The sequence below is a fragment of the Oryzibacter oryziterrae genome (assembly GCF_021864535.1).
GTDB classification, from domain to species: Bacteria; Pseudomonadota; Alphaproteobacteria; order Rhizobiales; family Pleomorphomonadaceae; genus Pleomorphomonas; species Pleomorphomonas oryziterrae.
Map to the genome: position 1 here is coordinate 110,658 of NZ_JAKJIC010000003.1, position 17,522 is coordinate 128,179.

Sequence of the window (17,522 nt, forward strand, 5' to 3'; positions counted from 1 at the left end):
TGACGCGGAGAATGCCGCGAAGAGGGTGGTGCATGTTTGCATTCTTCCCGTCATTGCCGCGATCTCTTGCAAAAAATAAGCGCTCATGATCTCATAGGCCGAAATAATTTGCGCCTTGTATCCAGAGGGCGCCAGGGATTCGCCCGATGATCGACGAACGCGACCGCAAGATCCTGCAGCTGCTCCAGCAGGACGCCTCCCTGGCCGTCGTGGAGCTGGCCGGCCGCGTCCATCTGTCGGTATCGGCCTGTTCGCGCCGCATCCAACGCCTTGAAAGTGAAGGCTATATCGCGCGCCGTACCGTTGTGCTCGATCGTGAGCGCATGGGCGTTCCGACCACTGTCTTCGTGCTGGTCAAAACGTCGCATCATTCGGTGGAGTGGATGGAGAGCTTCCGCTCGGTGATCGCCGACATTCCGGAAATCGTCGAGGTGCATCGGCTGACGGGAAATATCGATTATATTCTGAAGGTTATCCTGCCGAGCGTCGAGCATTACGACGTGATCTACAAGGCGATCGTGCGCAAGGTCGAGCTGTTCGACATGTCGGCCTCCATCTCCATGGAGATCCTGAAAGCCGGTACGGAAATCCCCGTGGCCTATGCGAAATGACCAAAGTGTACTTGGACTTGGCGCCTTGCTGGCGATAAAACGCAGGCCTCCTTATCCAGTTGAGTTCCTGCCATGGCCTTCACCCGTCTTTCCGTCAACGTCAATGCCATCGCCCAGTTGCGCAATCGCCGCAATCTTCCCTGGCCGAGCGTCACCGGCCTGTCGGCGATCGCCCTTGAGGCGGGGGCCTATGGCATCACGGTGCATCCGCGCCCCGACGAGCGCCACATCCGTCGCACTGACGTCTACGAGATCGACGCCATGCTGCGCCGCGACTGGCCGGGCAAGGAGTACAACATCGAGGGCTATCCGACCGACGATTTCCTCGCACTCTGCGAGAGCGTCCGGCCCGATCAGGTGACGCTGGTGCCCGACCTGCCGGGGCAGAATACCTCCGATCACGGCTGGGACACGGTCGCCCACAAGGATTTCCTGACCGACGTCGTCGCCCGCATTCACGGCTTTGGCGCGCGCGTGTCGATCTTCGTCGACGCCGACCCCAAGCTCGTCGATGCGGCCAAGTCCACGGGCGCCGAGCGGATCGAGATCTACACCGGCCCCTATGGCGGCTCCTTCGAGCAGACCGTGCGGCAGATGCGCCTCGAAGAGGTTGTCGCCACGGCCAAGGCGGCTTTTGCTGCCGGGATTGACGTCAACATCGGCCATGACCTCACGCTCAAGAACCTGCCGCCACTGCTCTATCGCGTGCCGCAGGTGGCCGAGGCCTCCATCGGTCATGCGGTGATCGCCGATGCGCTGCTCTATGGTCTCGGCGAGACGGTGCGCAAATATCGGACGGCCTGCGGCGAGACGCTCTGAGCGGTCGTAACGCTTGGCGGTTGCGGTTCTCTTCCGGAAAGTACTGTTGGTTTGGGTGCTCCGCGGGTAGGATCGCGCCAGATTTTGTCGCGAATTTGCCCGTATTTCCAATCGGCTTGTAAATATTTCGCCTCTATAAGTCTGCCTTCGGGTCGGGGACGGGGCAACTATGCTCCGTCTTGAACGCCTGTTGAGGTAGTTTGAGGATTCTCATGTCGAAATATCTTGCTAGACGATTGATTTCCGCGTCCGTCGCGATGCTGTCCGTTCTGACGGTCGGCACCCATTTCGCCGCAGCTGCCGGCACGACGGCCGAAGCGTCCGCTGCGCTCAGCCGCCTTGCGGCCGGCAAGACCGGGACCTTGTCCGTCGAATGGTCCAAGTCCGGGACCGACATCAAGCGTCTGGCCGGCGGCCCGAAGCTGTCTACGGTCGATGTTGCCGCCTCCGCCGAGCATTTCCTCAAGGATGGCAAGGCAATCTTCGGTCTCGAAGGCTTTACGCTCGGCGCGCCGAAGAGCCGTCGTGGCCTCGGCAGCACGCATCTGACCTTCCGCAAGCAGTATCAGGGGCTGCCGGTGTTCAACGTCGTCATCGACGTGCACGTGAAGTCTTCCGGCGAACTCACGCTCGTCACCAGCAACTCGCGGTCGCTGAAGACCCAAAAGGCGCCGGTTTCCACGGTTCCTGCGCTCACGTCGGCCAAGGCCGGCGAGGTGGCAAGCGCCGAGCTGGCGCGCACCGTGTTGCACGACAAGGCCGGCGCTCCGATCGCGGCCAAGGTGCCCACGGCCGGTGCGCGCGAGCTCGGCTTCTTCGAGACCGATGCCGGCGACATTCTCGCCTGGCGCGTCTCCTTCGGTTCGGTGGAGCTCATTGTCGACGCCAAGACCGGCGCCGTGCTCGCCAAGCGGGTTCTGGTGCAGTCGGTCTCGGCCAATGGCACCGGCAAGGCTTTCGATCCCAACCCGGTCTATACCCTGAACAATTCCAGCCTTCGCGACAATGGCGACAAGAACTTTGCCGCGCTGTCGCCCGCCTACAAGTCGGTGAAGCTGCCCAGCATCAAGAAGACCGTTTCGGGTGGCAAGACCAGTTATTCGTTGTCCGGTCCCTATGTGCGGATGATGGACATCAGTGCCACCAATGTGCCCAACTCCTGCATGAATGGAAATGCTGAAGTCCGTCAGGGACCACCGGTGCAGAGTGGTTCCGCCTTCAACTACAATCGGTCGCAGGCCGGTTTCGAGCATGCGATGGTTTATTTCACCATCGATCGCAGCGAACGCTACATCAAGTCGCTCGGCTTTCCTGATCTGTGGAACAAGCCCATCCGCATCGATGCCCATGGCATCACCGACGACAACTCCTTCTATTGCCCGGACCCGACCGGCGCTGGCTATATCGTCTATGGCAATGGCGGCGTCGATGACGCCGAGGACGCGGACGTGGTTTTGCACGAGTATGGCCACGCCCTTCAGGACGCGGCGTCCGACGGCAAGTATTCCGGCGGCGGTGAGACGGGGGCCATGGGCGAGGGCTTCGGCGATTACTGGGCCTATAGCACCTATCACACCGGCAAGTGGGGCGATTGCTTTGCCGATTGGGATGGTCAGGGCAAATGTCTGCGCCATCTCAACACCAACAAGGTCTATCCCGACGACATCAGGAATGAGGTCCATGCCGATGGCGAGATCTGGTCGCGCGGATTGCGGGATCTCTTCAAGAAGCTCGGCAAGACCAAGGCTGACACCATCATTCTCGACAGCCACTATTTCGTCCCCGATCAGCCTCAGTTCGCCGACGGTCTGGCGGCCCTCGTTGCAGCCGACGAAGAGGCCTATGGCGGTGCCAACAAGGTGGCCATCTGCACGGTCTTTGCGGCGCGCGGCATCAGCGACACGTCCTGCGACTGAGCAGGCGACAGCCTCGACAGCATGAAGGAGGCCGGCGATCATTCGCCGGCCTCTTTCCTTTCAGGTGCCGCAGGTGATCAACCAGGATCCGCTCCATCCGCAGACGTCGGTCGGCTTTGAACTGCAAGGCAGCAAGAAATGGAGCGGCCCGCAAACGCCATACGTCTGCTTTTGGTATATTACATTATCTTGAAATGTAGAGTTCTTATGTCCTGATTTGTAGTGTACGAGTCGTGGTTATGCTTATATAAAATAAACATTGTTCATAATCTGCTTTTATTGTATATGTTAGTTTGATTGTTACATGCGCTGAATGTGCTTCTTAATCGAAGCCGAAATAAAAAATAACGTGGTGGCGTTACCTGTTCTGTTCGCGATGCATGCATTTGCGCGAACGCCGCGGAGCCTCCCAACTTCTTCTTTTGCATGTAAGTGCCTGGCCGCCGCTCGCTCCGGCGCATGTGTGTCTGGTCGGACCGCCCAGCGATAGGTGCTTGCGAGGCGCTATCCCGCAAACTTTTGATCCGGTGGATGAAATGTCCCCGATCTCGGCGATCGTGATCCCGGCTTCATTCGCCCTTTACAGGGAGATGATCATGGCGAAGAAACTTGTTCGACAATTGCTGTTGCTCTCTGCGGCAGCCTTTGTTCTAGCGCCCACCGCGGTGCAGTTTGCCTATGCCGGCAGTCCGTCCAAGGCCGCCATCGAAACGCTGAACCGCCTCGGCGCCACCAAGGGCGGCGAGTGGGGCGTGGAATGGACCCCTTCGGGGGGCGCCGTCGTGCAGTTGCATGGTGGTCCGGTGCTCGCTGCGCCGGATATTTCCGCATCGGCCAGGGACTTTCTCTCCAGGGGCAAGTCCGTCTTCGGTCTCGACGGCTATTCGGTCGTGCTTGCGTCGGAGCGGCACAGCAATGGCGATATCCACCTGAGCTTCCAGAAGGTCTACGCTGGCAAACGCGTGTTCAACGTCTATATCGATCTGCATGTGACGGCTGGCGGCAAGCTCTATCTGCTCAACAGCAACTCGATCGCCGGCGACGCAGGCTCTGCGCGCGCAGCGGGAGCGCCGATGTCGTCGGCGCAGGCTTTCGATCTGGCCAAGGGGGAAATGGCCCGGACTGTGCTGCACGACAAGTCCGGCGCGCCGGTGACGCCTGTGCTTCCGGCCAACGGCGAACGCGAACTGGGCTATTTCGAAACCGACAATGGCGATGTCCTGGCCTGGCGCATTTCGATGGGATCGGTTGAGTATATCCTTGATGCGGTGACCGGCGCAGTTCTGGATACGCGCATTCTCAAGCTGTCGGTCAACGGAACCGGGACGGTCTTCGATCCCAATCCGGTCTACACCTTGAACAAGGGTACGCTACGCGACCAGGCAAATGCCAATTACGCCGCTCTTTCCAGTGCCTACAGGACCAAGACGCTCTATGGCATCCAGAAGTCCGGCACGGGCACGGGCTTGCGTTACAAGCTGATTGGTCCTTACGCGCGGGCCATGGACATCGGGGTCGCGAGCTTGCCCGGAACCTGCATTGCGCAGGAAACCGAAGTCCGGCTTGCGCCACCGTCGCAGAAGACCAGCCAGTTCAAGTTCAATCGCTCTCAGTCCGGCTTCGAGCACACCATGGCCTATTACACGCTCGACCGTAACCAGCGCTACATCCAGTCGCTGGGCTTCGGGGCTCTGTGGAATGCATCGATCCGTGTCGACGCCCACGCGATGAAGGCGGACAATTCCTTCTACTGCGCTTCGCCGCATGGGGCCGGTTATCTTGCCTTCGGCGACGGTGGCGTTGATGACGCCGAGGACGCCGACGTCATTCTGCATGAATATGGTCACGCGTTGCAGGATGCTTCCTCCGGCGGGCGCTACCTTTCGGGTGGTCAGGCGGGGGCCATGGGCGAGGGCTTCGGCGATTACTGGGCCTACAGCACCTATCACTCGGGAACCTGGGGCAACTGCTTTGCCGATTGGGACAGCCAGGGTACCTGCCTGCGTCGGCTCGACAAGAACAAGAAATATCCGCGCGACTATGTCGGGCAGGTGCACAAGGATGGCGAGATCTGGTCGCGTGGCCTGCGCGATCTCTATCTCAAGATCGGCAAGGAAAAGGCTGACAAGATCATCCTGAAGAGCCATTTCCTGATCGCGACGTCACCCAACTTCACCAAGGGCGTTGCAGCCTTGCTCGACGCGGATACGGCGCTCTTTTCGGGTGCCTACAAGAACGACATCTGCGCCGTGTTCATCGATCGCGGCATCAGCACGCGCGACTGTGGCTACTGGTTCCGCCTGACCTGGAACAAGGTGGGGGCCGATGTGGACCTGCACTTGCGGCCGCCGTCCGGGTCATCGAACCTGTCGTGGAACTATGCCTCTGATGTGGCCTACTACAACCGCAATCCAAACTGGAACGATCCTGCGGAAACCGAGGACGATCCGCTGTTGTATCAGGACTGCATCTCCACCTGCGCCATGGAGAAGATCACGGTTTCGGATCTGACGACGGTCGGAACCTACAAGGTTCTTGCCCACTACTACTCACCGCATGGCTATGGCGCGACAACCGCAACCATGGATTACTTCAAGAATGGCAAGCTGATCGGCACGAAGTCGGCAACCTTGACCAATACCGCGGGTGTTCCGTCCGACGGCGACGTCTGGTTCCCGTTCTCCATCAAGATCACGGCCTCCAAGGCGCCGGAAGTGATCGTTGAGAACCGCATGATGCCTCTTGCGTCCATGACGAGTGGTGGACCGGAGAAGTAATCAGCGCCCGATCGATGCATCGGGGTGCCTGGCGCGGCATCCCGATGCTTCATGTTTGGCTGGAGGCCGGTTCTACCTGCTTCCAGTAGAACCTCGTGCCCGTCAGGCCGCCGTGCGGCTTCAGGGCGAAGTCCGGCACCTCGCCGACAAAGTGGAAGCCGGCCTTTTCGTAAAGTCCTGCCGCACCGCCGTCGCTGGCGGTGTCGAGCATCAAATGGGGGCGGCCCAGCGCAATCGCGATCCGTTCGGCTTCCTTCAGCAGCGCCATGGCGATGCCTCGGCCGCGATGGGAGGCGGCGGTCATCATCTTGCTGATCTCGGCGCGGTGCGGTTGATTGGGCGGCAGGCTGGTGATGAGCGTCACCGTGCCGACGATCCGCCCATTGTCGATTGCGCCCAGCACCACGCGATCGCCGCGCGCTGCCGCTTCGAGGCTGCCCCACCAGAAGTCGCGGGCACGCTCCAGTTCCATCGGATGCATGAAGCTGACCGAGCCACCGCCCGCCACGGTTTCGACGATCAGCGTGGCCAGCTGCTCGATCGTGTCGCTGGAGGCGTCAAGCGGGTGGATGCGGATGTCGGTCATGGGTCAGCTCCTTGCGAGCGCGACGACATAAGTGCAGGGCAGGGCGGATTCGTTGGCGAAGATGGTATCGGCGGGCGGGCCAAATCCCAGGCAGTCGCCGGGGGCAAGGTCGTGTCGCTGGGCGCCCTCGGTGATCACCAGATGGCCCTCGCGCACCCAGAGTACCTGGCGGATGCGGGCGTAGGATGCCGCCGGCAGCGTCACCGATTGCCCCGCCGGCATGGTCACTTCCACAAGCTCGACCGGATGTTCGGCCCGGGCATAGAGCTGTCGGCGCCGGTAGCCGGTGGCGGGATCATGCCACAGCGGCTGATCGACGGCGCGCGTTACCCGCTCCTGGCCACCTTCCGCCCGGATCAGCAGGCCGGCGAGCGTCAGGTCGAAGGCGGCGGCGATGCGGACCAGCAGCGCGGCGGTCGGGCTCATCTCCTCCCGCTCGATCTTGCTGATGGAGGCCTTGGCCACATCGGCACGCTCGGCAAGGTCGCCTTGCGACCAGCCGCGTACTTCCCGCTCAAGGCGGATGCGGCGGGCGATCTGGGTGGTGGTATCGTCAACTAAAATGGTCATATGGTTCTTATAATGGACTTTGAGGCGCTTGTGAAGAGGCAACAAGGCTGGCTTCCGATCGGCTCCACGACGCAACGCCTCGCCGCCGATTCAGTGTGCGAAATCACATGTCGGCGCCATCGTCGGCGAGGATCTCGGCGATCCAGCGGCGGTGGCGATCGGCAAGCCCCTCGTCACGACCTCTCGCTCCGGCGATGCTGATGAGCGCCTTCCACAGGCACCAGCCACGGGCGCGTTCCCATGTGTGCCGGTCCACGCCGATCTCGCGGCGAAAGGCCCGCCGTGCCGGTTGGTCGAACAGCGTCCAGGCGATCACCAGGTCACACGCTGGGTCGCCGATGCAGCAACAGCCGAAGTCGATCACCGCCGCGAGCTTGCCCTCGCGCACCAGCAGGTTTCCGACCGCCATATCGCCGTGCACCCAGACCGGTTTGTCCTGCCAGGTTGAGGCTAGGGCCAGGTCCCATAGGTCGGTCATCAGGGGGACATCGGCCTCGTCCGCCAGTTCCCCCAGCACTTGCCGGGCTTCGCCATCGTAGACCCGCAGGTCGCCGCCTCGATGAAAGGTCTGCTGGCCGGCGTGTGGCGCTCCATCCGTGCCGATGCGCCAGAGGCGGGTGAGAAAGCCGGCGAGGTCCGTGGCAAAGGTCGTTATGTCGGCGATGGCGGCTTCATCGGCGCGTTGTCCGGGGATCCACTCGTAGATGGACCAGGGCCAGGGATGGTCCGCACTCGGCCTGCCCTCAGCCAGGGGACAGGGGATGGCGAACGGCAGCTGCGGCGCAAGAACCGGCAACCAGAGCTGTTCCCGTTCGACCTGCGGGGCGTAGCACTCGGCGCTCGGCAATCGCACGGACATGTGGTCGCCGAGATGGAAGGTGCGATTGTCCCAGCCACTCGTCGCCTCGTGGCCGCCCAGTGCGGAAACTGGGCAGCCACGAGGCGCTGGACCAGGGGGACGTCGATCTCATCCATATCGTTCTGCAGAAATGGAGATTGCCTGAAGCGCCAGGGTCTCATCATTGATTGCCGGGCACAAGACCTCGACTGGCATGTGACCGCCTCGACGCGGATAGGGGGATGCACCCCATGTCCCGCGCCACGTCGCCATCTTTCGCGGGGGCTCCGCTTGACAGCCCGTCTGCCCCGCGCTATCACCACGGCACGAACCGTACCGTACGGTACATGCCTTGGTGCCCCGATGACTGCCGTTGCCCCGCTTGAGACCGAGACCTTCTCGCCGCGCCAGAATGCCGTTCTGGAATGCGCGCTGAAGCTGCTTGTGGCGGGCGGCGAAAAGGCGCTGACCACGGCCGGAATCGCCCGGGCGGCCAACTGCTCCAAGGAAAGTCTCTACAAGTGGTTTGGTGACCGCGACGGCATGCTGGCGGCGATGATTGCCTTCCAGTCGTCGAAGGTCCGTACGCCCGCGCCGCGCCATGGCGCGCCGAGCCTTGAGGATTTCACCCACAATCTGCGCACCTTCGCCGTCGACCTTCTGACGGTGCTGGGTGGCGAGGTGTCGCTGGCGCTCAACCGGCTCGCCATCGGCCAGGCCGGCCCCGGAAACACCGGCCTCGGACATCTTCTGATCGAGCAGGGCCGCCAGCCGATCGAGCAGCGCGCACGCGCCCTGCTTGAGCTTGGGCGCCGGCACGGCTATCTGGCTTTCTCAGACACGCGCCAGGCCTTCGAAACGCTCTATGGCCTGGTGGTACGCGACGCGCATTTGCGCTATCTGCTCGGCGATGCGCCGGACAACGAACACGAGCTCTCGGCGCGTGCCGAGCTCGCGGTGGACCAGTTCTTCCGCCTCTACGGGCGGAAGCTTCTGAAGGATTGAACCCCATGGGCCGGGAGGAACCGGTCGACGGTAACGGCCGGCAACGGCGAGGAAAGGAAGACGAAATGCGCGTTTATTACGATCGCGACGCTGATCTCAACCTGATCAAGGGCAAGAAGGTTGCCATCATCGGCTACGGCTCGCAGGGCCGCGCCCACACGCTCAACCTGCGCGACTCCGGCGTCAAGGACATCGTCGTCGCCCTGCGTCCGGGTTCCACCACCGCCAAGAAGGTCGAGGCCGACGGCCTCAAGGTCATGAGCGTTGCCGAGGCTGCCGCCTGGGCCGACTTCATGATGATGGCCACGCCCGACGAGCTGCAGGCCGAGATCTACAACAAGGACATCGCCCCGAACATCCGTGACGGCGCTGCCATTGCCTTCGCCCACGGCCTCAACGTCCACTTCGCCCTGATCGAGCCGAAGTCGACCGTCGACGTCGTCATGATCGCCCCCAAGGGCCCCGGCCACACCGTTCGTGGCGAATATGAGAAGGGCGGCGGCGTGCCCTGCCTCGTTGCCGTGCATCACGATGCTTCCGGCAATGCCCTCGATCTGGCGCTCTCCTACGCCTCGGGCGTTGGTGGCGGCCGTTCGGGCATCATCGAGACCTCGTTCAAGGAAGAATGCGAGACCGACCTGTTCGGCGAGCAGGTCGTCCTCTGCGGCGGTCTGGTCGAGCTGATCCGCGCCGGCTTCGAGACGCTGGTCGAGGCGGGCTACGCTCCGGAAATGGCCTATTTCGAGTGCCTGCATGAAGTGAAGCTGATCGTCGACCTCATCTACGAGGGCGGCATTGCCAACATGAACTACTCGATCTCCAACACTGCCGAGTGGGGCGAGTATGTCACCGGCCCGCGCATCATCACGTCCGAGACCAAGGCCGAGATGAAGAAGGTGCTGACCGACATTCAGACCGGCAAGTTCACCTCCGACTGGATGCAGGAATACAAGGCCGGCGCCGCCCGCTTCAAGGGTATCCGCCGCCTCAACGACAGCCACCAGATCGAAGACGTCGGCGCCAAGCTGCGCGCCATGATGCCTTGGATCGCCAAGAACAAGCTGGTGAACAAGGACCGCAACTGATCGCTTCGGCGATCCAGTGTTCTTTCCTTGCGCCGGACGGCTCTCGCCGCCCGGTCGCGGGGATCGCCAGGAACAAGCTGGTGAACAAGGACCGCAACTGATCGCTTCGGCGATCCAGTGTTCTTTCCTTGCGCCGGACGGCTCTCGCCGCCCGGTCGCGGGGATCGCCGCCGAGCGAAGACGAAGTCCGTCGCTGAAAGCTTGCGTCGCGTAAAACGAGAGTATTTTTTTCTCTCAACCGGCCAAAATAAAAGAAATGCGCGTTTTTCAAGTTTGCGAAGCCGGGGCGACGCCGTCGCTCCGGCTTTCTTTCTTTTTCTACAATTCTCATGCGGATTTTAGTATCAAAGTCTATATATATAAGAAATTAAATGTAAACTACATATGCTTGCCTGAGATTGTCTGTGTGTATTACTTTCTATGCTCCGCACATATCCCTATTTGATTTGAATAATATCTCTAAATTGACTCGTAAAAAATGACGATGCACGAAATATTTTTAGAATATAATCCGCCTAGTTGTCCTCAGTAAATCTTGGTTGTATTTTGTTTAGTTGTCGTATTTATTACTTTTTAATTTTGGCATGAGAAAGCTTTTCCTAAAATCGTTTTCACGGTCAAATCGTGACCGATTGAGGGTAAGATGAAGATCCAGTTCAAGATTTATGCAATCGTCGCGGTTCTCAGCCTGATTACGATTGCGATTGCCCTGACGGGTATCCAGACCATGCGTGGCTACAACCAGCAGGTCGCCGCCTTTGATCTTGCTTCCCAGCGCGCTTTCAACGGCGAGCACCTCAACCGGCTGATCACGGCGGTGGTCATGGACTCGCGCGGTATCTATGCCGCTGCCGACACGGAGAAGGCCAAGCCCTTCGCCGAAGGCATTCGCAAGAACCTCAAGGAAATGGACGACCTCCTGACCTCCTGGTCCAGCACCGTTCCGGCCGATCGCAAGTCGGCCTTCGATGCGGTCGTGTCCAAGGCCAAGGAGTTCATCGCCTTCCGCACCGAACTGGCCGATCTCGGCGCCAACGTCTCGCCGGCTGCGGCCAACGAGAAGGGCAACAACGACGCCAATCGCGCCAATCGCAAGCAGCTGCAGGCCGACTTGGATGACCTCGTCACGCTTGATCAGGCTGACCTCGTCAAGGTGCAGGCGGACATCAAGTCCTACTTCAGCGAAGGTTTCACCATTCTCGTTTCGCTGGCTGTTGCCGGTATCGTCGCCGGCGTCGTGATCGGTACCTGGATCGGTACGGCCATGATCTCGCGGCCGCTGCATCAGGTCGCCAACGTGTTCGCTGCCCTGTCGCGTGGCGATCTCGGCGTCTCCTTCCAGCACGCCAAGCCGCGGTCGGATGAGATTGGTCACCTCTGGACCGTCGCCACCGGCTTCCGCGACAGTCTGCAGGAAACCCAGGATCTGCGTGATGCGCAGGCCAAGACTGAAGCCGACCGCAAGGCCGAGCAGAAGGCCATGATGGCTGACCTGGCCCACCGTTTCGAGGCCGAGATGGGGCAGATCATCGGGGCGGTCACCTCAGCAGCCAACACCACTCTCAAGGCCGCCGAGACCATGGCGTCGGATGCCAACGAGACGTCCTCGCGCTCGATCACCGTGGCGTCTGCCTCCGAGCAGACCTCGGCCAACGTGCAGGCGGTGGCCGGCGCGTCGGAAGAACTGTCGGCGTCCATCTCCGAAATCGGCCGCCGCATCGACGAAGCCGCAACGCTGATCGGCGCCGCTGTCGATCAGGCCCAGCGCACCGACCAGGACGTCCGCTCGCTGGCCGACAGCGCTGCCAAGGTGGGCAGCATTGTCGCCATGATCCAGGCGATCGCCGAGCAGACCAACCTGCTTGCCCTCAACGCCACCATCGAGGCGGCGCGTGCGGGTGAGGCCGGTCGCGGCTTCGCGGTCGTGGCCTCCGAAGTCAAGGCGCTGGCCAGCCAGACCGCCAAGGCGACGCAGGATATCGAAGCGCAGATGGGCACGATCCAGTCGGCGACCCAGCAGTCGGTCGAGAAGATCGCGGACATCTCCAAGCGCATCAAGGATCTTGAGTCCATCACCTCGCGTGTGGCCGATGCCACCACGCAGCAGAACTCCGCCACCATCGAGATCGCCCGCAACATCAGCGAAGCGGCTGTGGGTGCCGCCGAGGTTGCCAGCACCATCGTCGGCGTTCGCGCCACGGCGGAGAAGGGGGGGCATACCTCGAAGGAACTGCTGTCCGCGGCCAAGGACCTCGACCGCAACTCGCGCATGCTCAGCGACAAGATGGCCGCCTTCGTGCAGCACGTGCGCGCCGCCTGACGGTTCGCCAAGTCCTGGACCCAATCAAAAGGGCGCCGCGGGTCAATCCGCGGCGCCCTTTGCTTTTGACCGCCTCGTCGTCGGCGGTATCTCTACCTTATCCCGTCAGTGCGCCGGCAGTGTGCCGAACCGCCAGAGTGGGGCAGACCCCACCTGCAGGGAGACCGCACTGCCGGTGACCAGGGCTTTGGCCTGGTCTGCCGTAAGTTGGGCGATCGCCCGGCGCCCATCACCCACGACGGCAACGTTGCGGATCGCAAGGTCGCCGATCGAGAGTTCAGGCAGCGAGTCCGTGAAGGGGAAGCGGCGCTGCGAGGTCAGCTCGATGCGAACTGTCTCGGGCGCCCGGCGCGCAGCTGATGCCTCGGCGGGCAGGAAGCGCAGCGTGTTGCCGGCTTCGGCGCCGATCGTCTGCTGGCGGGCGACCGCAGCCGGTGCATTTTCCGAGCCCGCAAGCGCCAGAGCCGAGGCCGCGACCGGTCCTTGCTTCTTCACCGGCTTGGTGGTCACCGCGATGGTGCCGATATCGACATCGCCCTCGGGGCGGCTGTCGAAGACGAAGCGCAATCCGGTCACGGAGTTGAGCGGCAGGTGGAAGGAGGCGAGGTCGAAGGAGACCGTTGCCAGTTCACGGTGCAGGCCGAACTCGGTGCCCACCGGCCGGGTCAGGGCGATACGGCCCTTGGTCGACACGGGAGCCGACAGCTTGCCGTCCTTGCCGATCAGACGGACCTTGAACTCCATCTCGCCGCTGGGGTCCATGGCCTGGTCGCAGGTAGACTTTGTGCAGCCGATGGCGGTGCGCAGTGACAAGGTGGCAAAGTGGGAGAGGTCAACGGCGCCCTTGCGCACCAGCTTGACATCGAAATGGCGATCCGACAGGCCACCAGACCATGTCACATGCGCAATGCGCGGGTTGGTCGGATGGTCGAGGTCCGGCCCGTTTGTGACCGTGAGGCCAACCGCTCCATAGGGGAGGCCTGCGTCGCTTGTCTCGCCTTCCTTGGAGAAGGTCTCCAGCAGCTTGACCGTATCGCCAGGGGCGGCCGGCAGATAGCCGCGCTGCACATGAGTGACCTTGGTGATGGTTGCGGGCAGGTCATAGGACGGGTCGAACAGGTTTGCGTCCGCCGGATTTGCGTGGGGGCCGACGGTCGCCTTGAAGAAGTTCAGAACCGGGACGAGCGCGGTCTGTTGCTGCGCCTTCGAGCGGCCTGCCTGCGGGAACAGCACCGGCGTTCCCGAGCAGGAGGCACTGTCGGCTTCGAGCCATTCGGTGTTGTAGGCGTTGTGATCGGCGCCCCACACTTCGAATGTGCCATGTATGGCGTGCTGCTTGTCGCCCTTGAAGGTGAAGGCGCGGTCGAACACGTTGACGCCTTCGAGCGTCGAGACGTCACCGTCGCAGCTCGGCAGCAGGATCATGCTGGCGACCCCATAGGAGTCGAGCACGCGCGATGTCTGGCCATCGACGGGGCCGATCTCGAAGATCGAGCGGATCGTCATCTTGCCGATCTTCGCAGGGAAGACGCTGCCGGGATCGCGCCATTGGGCGAGAGCCGCGCGGGTGCCTTCGCCGCCGCGGCTGTGACCGAACAGGCCGACCTGAGCGAAGTCCAGCATGCCCTTCGGATTGAAGCCGAGCGACTTGGGAACGGCAATGGTGCCGATGCCGCGGTTCCAGTCCGACAGCAGGGCAAGATGGCGCAGGATCAGTCGACCGCGTGCCAGGTTGAGGCCGGAATCGTTCTGGTCGCCCTCACCGGCGGTGATGCCGCGGTTGGCGTTGATGGAGACGACCACATATCCTTCCGCGGCGAGTGCGCGAGCGAGATAGGCGTATCCCAGATGGTTGGGCGTCACCGTGTAGCCGTCGGGACAGGTGCCGTCGATCGTGTACTCGGCATTGTCATCGACGCGGATGCCGAGGTTCGGGTCCATGCGGCCGCACGTGCCATGGTTGCCGTGCAGCAAGATGAGAAGCGGGTGGGCGGCCTTGCCAAGGTTGGTCGGACGGTACACCTGGGCCCACAAGTCGACCTTGGCGGTCTTGAGGACGTCGGGTTCATCGCGCCCGGTGAAACGGTAGGAACCCTCGGTCACGGCCGGGGGCGTCGCGGCCAGGGCCGGTGTGAGGAGTGTCGCGAGTAGCCAAGCTACAAAAATCAGAAAGCGCAAAGACGGAATCTCCAGCCTGTTTCTCACTGCTTCTTGTAACTTCTACCAGTGTATTGCGACAATCGCTTTCGCTGGCAGCAGGCATGCACAGCCTGTGGATTGTGACGGCCCGAGCGCGAGGCAGCCCTCTGCGCCTCGCTTCGGCCTTGTGGTCCAGGGGCGGCTGCATGGCGTCGAGACTGCAGCTTATCGCCTTGATCGTGCAACAAGAAACGCATGGGCGAGGGGGGGCCGCCTGCACGATCTTGTGGCCAAGGCCTCCTAGGAATGATCTCTTAAGTACAAACACTCATTTTGGATGCCGGATGGAATAAGGAAACCACGTCCACGTTATCTCCTTTGTATTTCAGCTTTTGCGAATATACTGAAAGCAACGGAGGGACGCGCATGCGACCGATCAATGTCTTGCTCGCCGGCCTTGTGGCCCTTGCGCCCACGACGGCCTTTGCCGGCCCGAGCGCCAAGGCCATGGCCAACACCTGTTTCATCTGCCACGGCCCCGGCGGTCACGAGAGCCTTGTTGGCATGAGCCAGAAGGAACTCGTCGAGGAGATGAGCGAAATGAAGCGTGAGCCCGGGGAGGGGCGGCTGATGGCGGTCATCGCCAAGGGCTTCTCCGATGCCGAGATCAAGGCCATGGGTGCCTATATCGCCACGCTCAAGAAGTGATCGCAACGCCTCAACGAGGACCAAGACCATGACCGATTTCAATCGCCGTCAGTTCGCCGCCCTTGCCGGCGCGTCGCTGCTCTTGCCGCTATTCAATATCAAGGCGTCCGCCGCCACCGCGCCGCGCGTGGTGGTGATCGGTGGTGGCTTTGGCGGCGCCACCTTCGCCAAGTACATGCGCAAGGCGTCCGCTTCGGCCAAGATCACCTTGGTGGAGCCCAAAACCACCTTCATTAGCTGTGTCGGTTCCAACGAGGCGCTGGTGGGCATTTCCACCCTGCAGAAGCTGTCGTTCACCTATACCAAGCTGAAGTCGCTCTACGGCGTCACGCAGGCACTGTCGCCGGCCCAGTCCATCGATGCGGTGAACAAGACCGTCCGCCTCGCCTCGGGCGCCATTCTGCCCTACGACCGGTTGGTGCTCTCCACCGGCATCGAGTTCCGCTATGATGCCATCGAGGGCTGGAACCAGAGCACCGAGGCACTGCTGCCGTCGGCCTGGCATGCCGGTCCCGAGACCACCAAGCTGGCCGCGCAGCTCAAGGCACTGCCCAAGGGCGGTACCTTCATCATCACCGTGCCGCCGATGCCCTATCGCTGCCCGCCGGCACCTTATGAGCGGGCCAGCCTGGTGGCCTGGTATCTCAAGAAGAACAATCCCACCGCCAAGGTGCTGATCCTCGACGCCAACGCCACCTTCCCAAAACAGCCGTTGTTCGAAGAGGGCTGGGCCAAGCTCTATCCCGGCATGGTCAGTCGCATCGTCGGCAATGTCACGGCGGTCGATGCGGCCAACCGGTCTGCGACGACGGCCGACGCCACCTACAAGGGCGGCGTGCTCAACGTCATTCCGCCGCAGAAGGCCAGCGCGCTTGCGGTTTCGGCCGGGCTGGTCGACGCCACGGGCTGGTGCCCGGTGGACGTTCATTCCTTCGAATCCAAGCTGGTGCCGGGCGTGCATGTGATCGGCGACGCGGCGGCGAGCGGGCTGCCCAAGTCTGGCACCTCGGCCAGCGGTGGAGCCAAGGCGGCAGCGGAAGCCATCGGCAACCTCCTGACGGGCAAGTCTGTGACCGATCCGGTGATCATCAACACCTGCTACAGCCGTCTGGCCCCCGATTACGGTATCGGCATCGCCTCGGTCTTCGGTGTGGACGCTGCCACCGGCAAGATCGCCGTGCGCGAGGCTGGCGCGGGGACGGGCATGAGCCCGGTCGGCGCGTCGACGAGCTACCGGCGCAAGGAAGCGTCTGACGCCACCAAGTGGTTCAAGGCGATGATGGCGGACACCTTCGCCTGATCGGTCCTGCTGCCAGATTTGTCTTCAGCTCGCCATGGGGGCGGGCTATCACGGGATCGTCTCCCGGAGAATCGCCCCCATGATCCATTCCATCGCCGATATCGACCTGCGCTTCATTCCCGGCGAGTGGCCGTTGCCCGCCGAGTTGAGGCGCAAGGTCGATGATCATTGGCAGGCACAGCTCGCGCTCAATCCGCACATGTGGAACGGTCGCGTGCTGGGCTCGATCGCGCCGGGCTATCCCGGCGGCGTCGCGCTCGAGAATGGTCGCCTCACCGGCACGGCCGTCGAAGGGGATTTCGCGAGCTTTCTAGCCTGGCGCGACTGGGGATTTCCCGAGATCGGCATCCGCAACCTGTTCGGCTCCGCCCTCGTGCTTTCCGGGGACGGGGCGCTCATCTATGGCGTGATGGATCGCACCACGGCCAATGCGGGCAAGATCTATCCGCCCGGGGGAAGCCTGGAGCCAAGCGACGTGCGCGACGGCAATGTCATCGACGTCATCGCGTCCATCGAGCGCGAGCTTGATGAGGAGACCGGCCTCAAGGTGGCGGACGGCCGCTTTGAAGCCATGCTCGTGGCCTTCGACGGCCCGCGTATCTCGATCGGTCGCGTCTATCGCTTCGACGCGCCGGCCGACGAGCTGGTGGAGGTGATTGCCGGCAACCTCGATGGTCAGGCTCATCGCGAACTTGAGCGGGTCATCGCCATTCGCACGGCTGCCGATGCCGCCAATCCGGCCATCATGCCCTATGCGCGGTCCATCGCCGAATATCTTCTCGGATAAAGAAAGGCCCGCTTCCGGAGGGTCGGAGCGGGCCAAGTTCAGGGGTCAGGGAAGAGCGCGG

13 protein-coding genes and 1 pseudogene are annotated in these 17,522 nt (G+C 62.3%); 10 read left to right on the forward strand and 4 right to left on the reverse strand.

Going from position 1 to position 17,522, the window contains the following annotated elements; genetic code table 11:
* The first annotated feature begins 146 nt into the window (after window positions 1-146).
* The 4 genes from L2I41_RS05025 to L2I41_RS05040 all read left to right on the forward strand — a co-directional run bounded on the left by L2I41_RS05025 (window position 147) and on the right by L2I41_RS05040 (window position 6,123).
* Window positions 147-611, forward strand: coding sequence for an Lrp/AsnC family transcriptional regulator (locus L2I41_RS05025; RefSeq protein WP_237152417.1), 465 nt, complete (start codon window positions 147-149; stop codon window positions 609-611).
* A gap of 72 nt (window positions 612-683) precedes the next feature.
* A complete protein-coding gene (locus L2I41_RS05030; RefSeq protein WP_237152418.1) occupies window positions 684-1,430 on the forward strand; it encodes a pyridoxine 5'-phosphate synthase in 747 nt (248 codons plus the stop codon).
* Window positions 1,431-1,642: 212 nt separating this feature from the next.
* Window positions 1,643-3,346 (forward strand): M36 family metallopeptidase, encoded by a 1,704-nt coding sequence (locus tag L2I41_RS05035; RefSeq protein ID WP_237152419.1) that lies wholly within the window; start codon window positions 1,643-1,645, stop codon window positions 3,344-3,346.
* 596 nt (window positions 3,347-3,942) lie between these two features.
* Window positions 3,943-6,123, forward strand: coding sequence for a M36 family metallopeptidase (locus tag L2I41_RS05040; protein WP_237152420.1), 2,181 nt, complete (start codon window positions 3,943-3,945; stop codon window positions 6,121-6,123).
* Window positions 6,124-6,172: 49 nt separating this feature from the next.
* Here L2I41_RS05040 and L2I41_RS05045 read toward each other — a convergent pair whose 3' ends face one another.
* The 3 genes and pseudogenes from L2I41_RS05045 to L2I41_RS05055 form a co-directional block, all read right to left on the reverse strand.
* Complete coding sequence (locus L2I41_RS05045) at window positions 6,173-6,709, reverse strand: GNAT family N-acetyltransferase (RefSeq protein WP_237152421.1); 537 nt, start codon at window positions 6,707-6,709, stop codon at window positions 6,173-6,175.
* Window positions 6,710-6,712: 3 nt separating this feature from the next.
* Entirely contained in the window at window positions 6,713-7,279 is a 567-nt protein-coding gene (locus L2I41_RS05050; protein WP_237152422.1) for a helix-turn-helix domain-containing protein, read from the reverse strand.
* A 103-nt stretch (window positions 7,280-7,382) separates the two neighbouring features.
* A pseudogene (locus L2I41_RS05055) lies at window positions 7,383-8,254 on the reverse strand (aminoglycoside phosphotransferase family protein).
* Between the two features lie 226 nt (window positions 8,255-8,480).
* Between L2I41_RS05055 and L2I41_RS05060 the strand changes: the two are divergent.
* The 3 genes from L2I41_RS05060 to L2I41_RS05070 all read left to right on the forward strand — a co-directional run bounded on the left by L2I41_RS05060 (window position 8,481) and on the right by L2I41_RS05070 (window position 12,527).
* Entirely contained in the window at window positions 8,481-9,122 is a 642-nt protein-coding gene (locus L2I41_RS05060) for a TetR/AcrR family transcriptional regulator (RefSeq protein WP_237152424.1), read from the forward strand.
* A 65-nt stretch (window positions 9,123-9,187) separates the two neighbouring features.
* Window positions 9,188-10,207 (forward strand): ketol-acid reductoisomerase, encoded by a 1,020-nt coding sequence (ilvC, locus tag L2I41_RS05065; RefSeq protein WP_237152425.1) that lies wholly within the window; start codon window positions 9,188-9,190, stop codon window positions 10,205-10,207.
* A gap of 643 nt (window positions 10,208-10,850) precedes the next feature.
* Window positions 10,851-12,527 carry a methyl-accepting chemotaxis protein gene (locus tag L2I41_RS05070; RefSeq protein WP_237152426.1) on the forward strand — a complete coding sequence of 559 codons (1,677 nt, stop codon included), beginning with the start codon at window positions 10,851-10,853 and terminating at the stop codon, window positions 12,525-12,527.
* Between the two features lie 105 nt (window positions 12,528-12,632).
* On the opposite strand, the gene L2I41_RS05075 is transcribed toward L2I41_RS05070, so the two are convergent.
* Window positions 12,633-14,630, reverse strand: a complete 1,998-nt coding sequence (locus tag L2I41_RS05075; protein WP_237152427.1) for a hypothetical protein — start codon at window positions 14,628-14,630, stop codon at window positions 12,633-12,635.
* A 462-nt stretch (window positions 14,631-15,092) separates the two neighbouring features.
* On the opposite strand from L2I41_RS05075, the gene L2I41_RS05080 reads away from it, so the two are divergent.
* The 3 genes from L2I41_RS05080 (at window position 15,093) to L2I41_RS05090 (ending at window position 17,461) form a co-directional block, all read left to right on the forward strand.
* Window positions 15,093-15,374 carry a c-type cytochrome gene (locus tag L2I41_RS05080; protein ID WP_237152428.1) on the forward strand — a complete coding sequence of 94 codons (282 nt, stop codon included), beginning with the start codon at window positions 15,093-15,095 and terminating at the stop codon, window positions 15,372-15,374.
* Between the two features lie 28 nt (window positions 15,375-15,402).
* Window positions 15,403-16,674, forward strand: a complete 1,272-nt coding sequence (locus L2I41_RS05085; RefSeq protein WP_237152429.1) for an NAD(P)/FAD-dependent oxidoreductase — start codon at window positions 15,403-15,405, stop codon at window positions 16,672-16,674.
* A 79-nt stretch (window positions 16,675-16,753) separates the two neighbouring features.
* The gene (locus tag L2I41_RS05090) at window positions 16,754-17,461 is read left to right on the forward strand and encodes an NUDIX hydrolase (protein WP_237152430.1); all 708 of its coding nucleotides are present in this window, start codon (window positions 16,754-16,756) and stop codon (window positions 17,459-17,461) included.
* The last annotated feature ends 61 nt before the right edge of the window (window positions 17,462-17,522 follow it).

Bases quoted from the DNA above. Each gene is read 5' to 3' on its own strand.
- L2I41_RS05040 (WP_237152420.1), top strand. From the start codon at position 3,943: ATGGCGAAGAAACTTGTTCGACAATTGCTGTTGCTCTCTGCGGCAGCC.
- L2I41_RS05060 (WP_237152424.1), top strand. From the start codon at position 8,481: ATGACTGCCGTTGCCCCGCTTGAGACCGAGACCTTCTCGCCGCGCCAG.
- L2I41_RS05025 (WP_237152417.1), top strand. From the start codon at position 147: ATGATCGACGAACGCGACCGCAAGATCCTGCAGCTGCTCCAGCAGGAC.
- L2I41_RS05045 (WP_237152421.1), bottom strand. From the start codon at position 6,709: ATGACCGACATCCGCATCCACCCGCTTGACGCCTCCAGCGACACGATC.
- L2I41_RS05090 (WP_237152430.1), top strand. From the start codon at position 16,754: ATGATCCATTCCATCGCCGATATCGACCTGCGCTTCATTCCCGGCGAG.
- L2I41_RS05070 (WP_237152426.1), top strand. From the start codon at position 10,851: ATGAAGATCCAGTTCAAGATTTATGCAATCGTCGCGGTTCTCAGCCTG.
- ilvC (WP_237152425.1), top strand. From the start codon at position 9,188: ATGCGCGTTTATTACGATCGCGACGCTGATCTCAACCTGATCAAGGGC.
- L2I41_RS05035 (WP_237152419.1), top strand. From the start codon at position 1,643: ATGTCGAAATATCTTGCTAGACGATTGATTTCCGCGTCCGTCGCGATG.
- L2I41_RS05030 (WP_237152418.1), top strand. From the start codon at position 684: ATGGCCTTCACCCGTCTTTCCGTCAACGTCAATGCCATCGCCCAGTTG.
- L2I41_RS05050 (WP_237152422.1), bottom strand. From the start codon at position 7,279: ATGACCATTTTAGTTGACGATACCACCACCCAGATCGCCCGCCGCATC.
- L2I41_RS05085 (WP_237152429.1), top strand. From the start codon at position 15,403: ATGACCGATTTCAATCGCCGTCAGTTCGCCGCCCTTGCCGGCGCGTCG.
- L2I41_RS05080 (WP_237152428.1), top strand. From the start codon at position 15,093: ATGCGACCGATCAATGTCTTGCTCGCCGGCCTTGTGGCCCTTGCGCCC.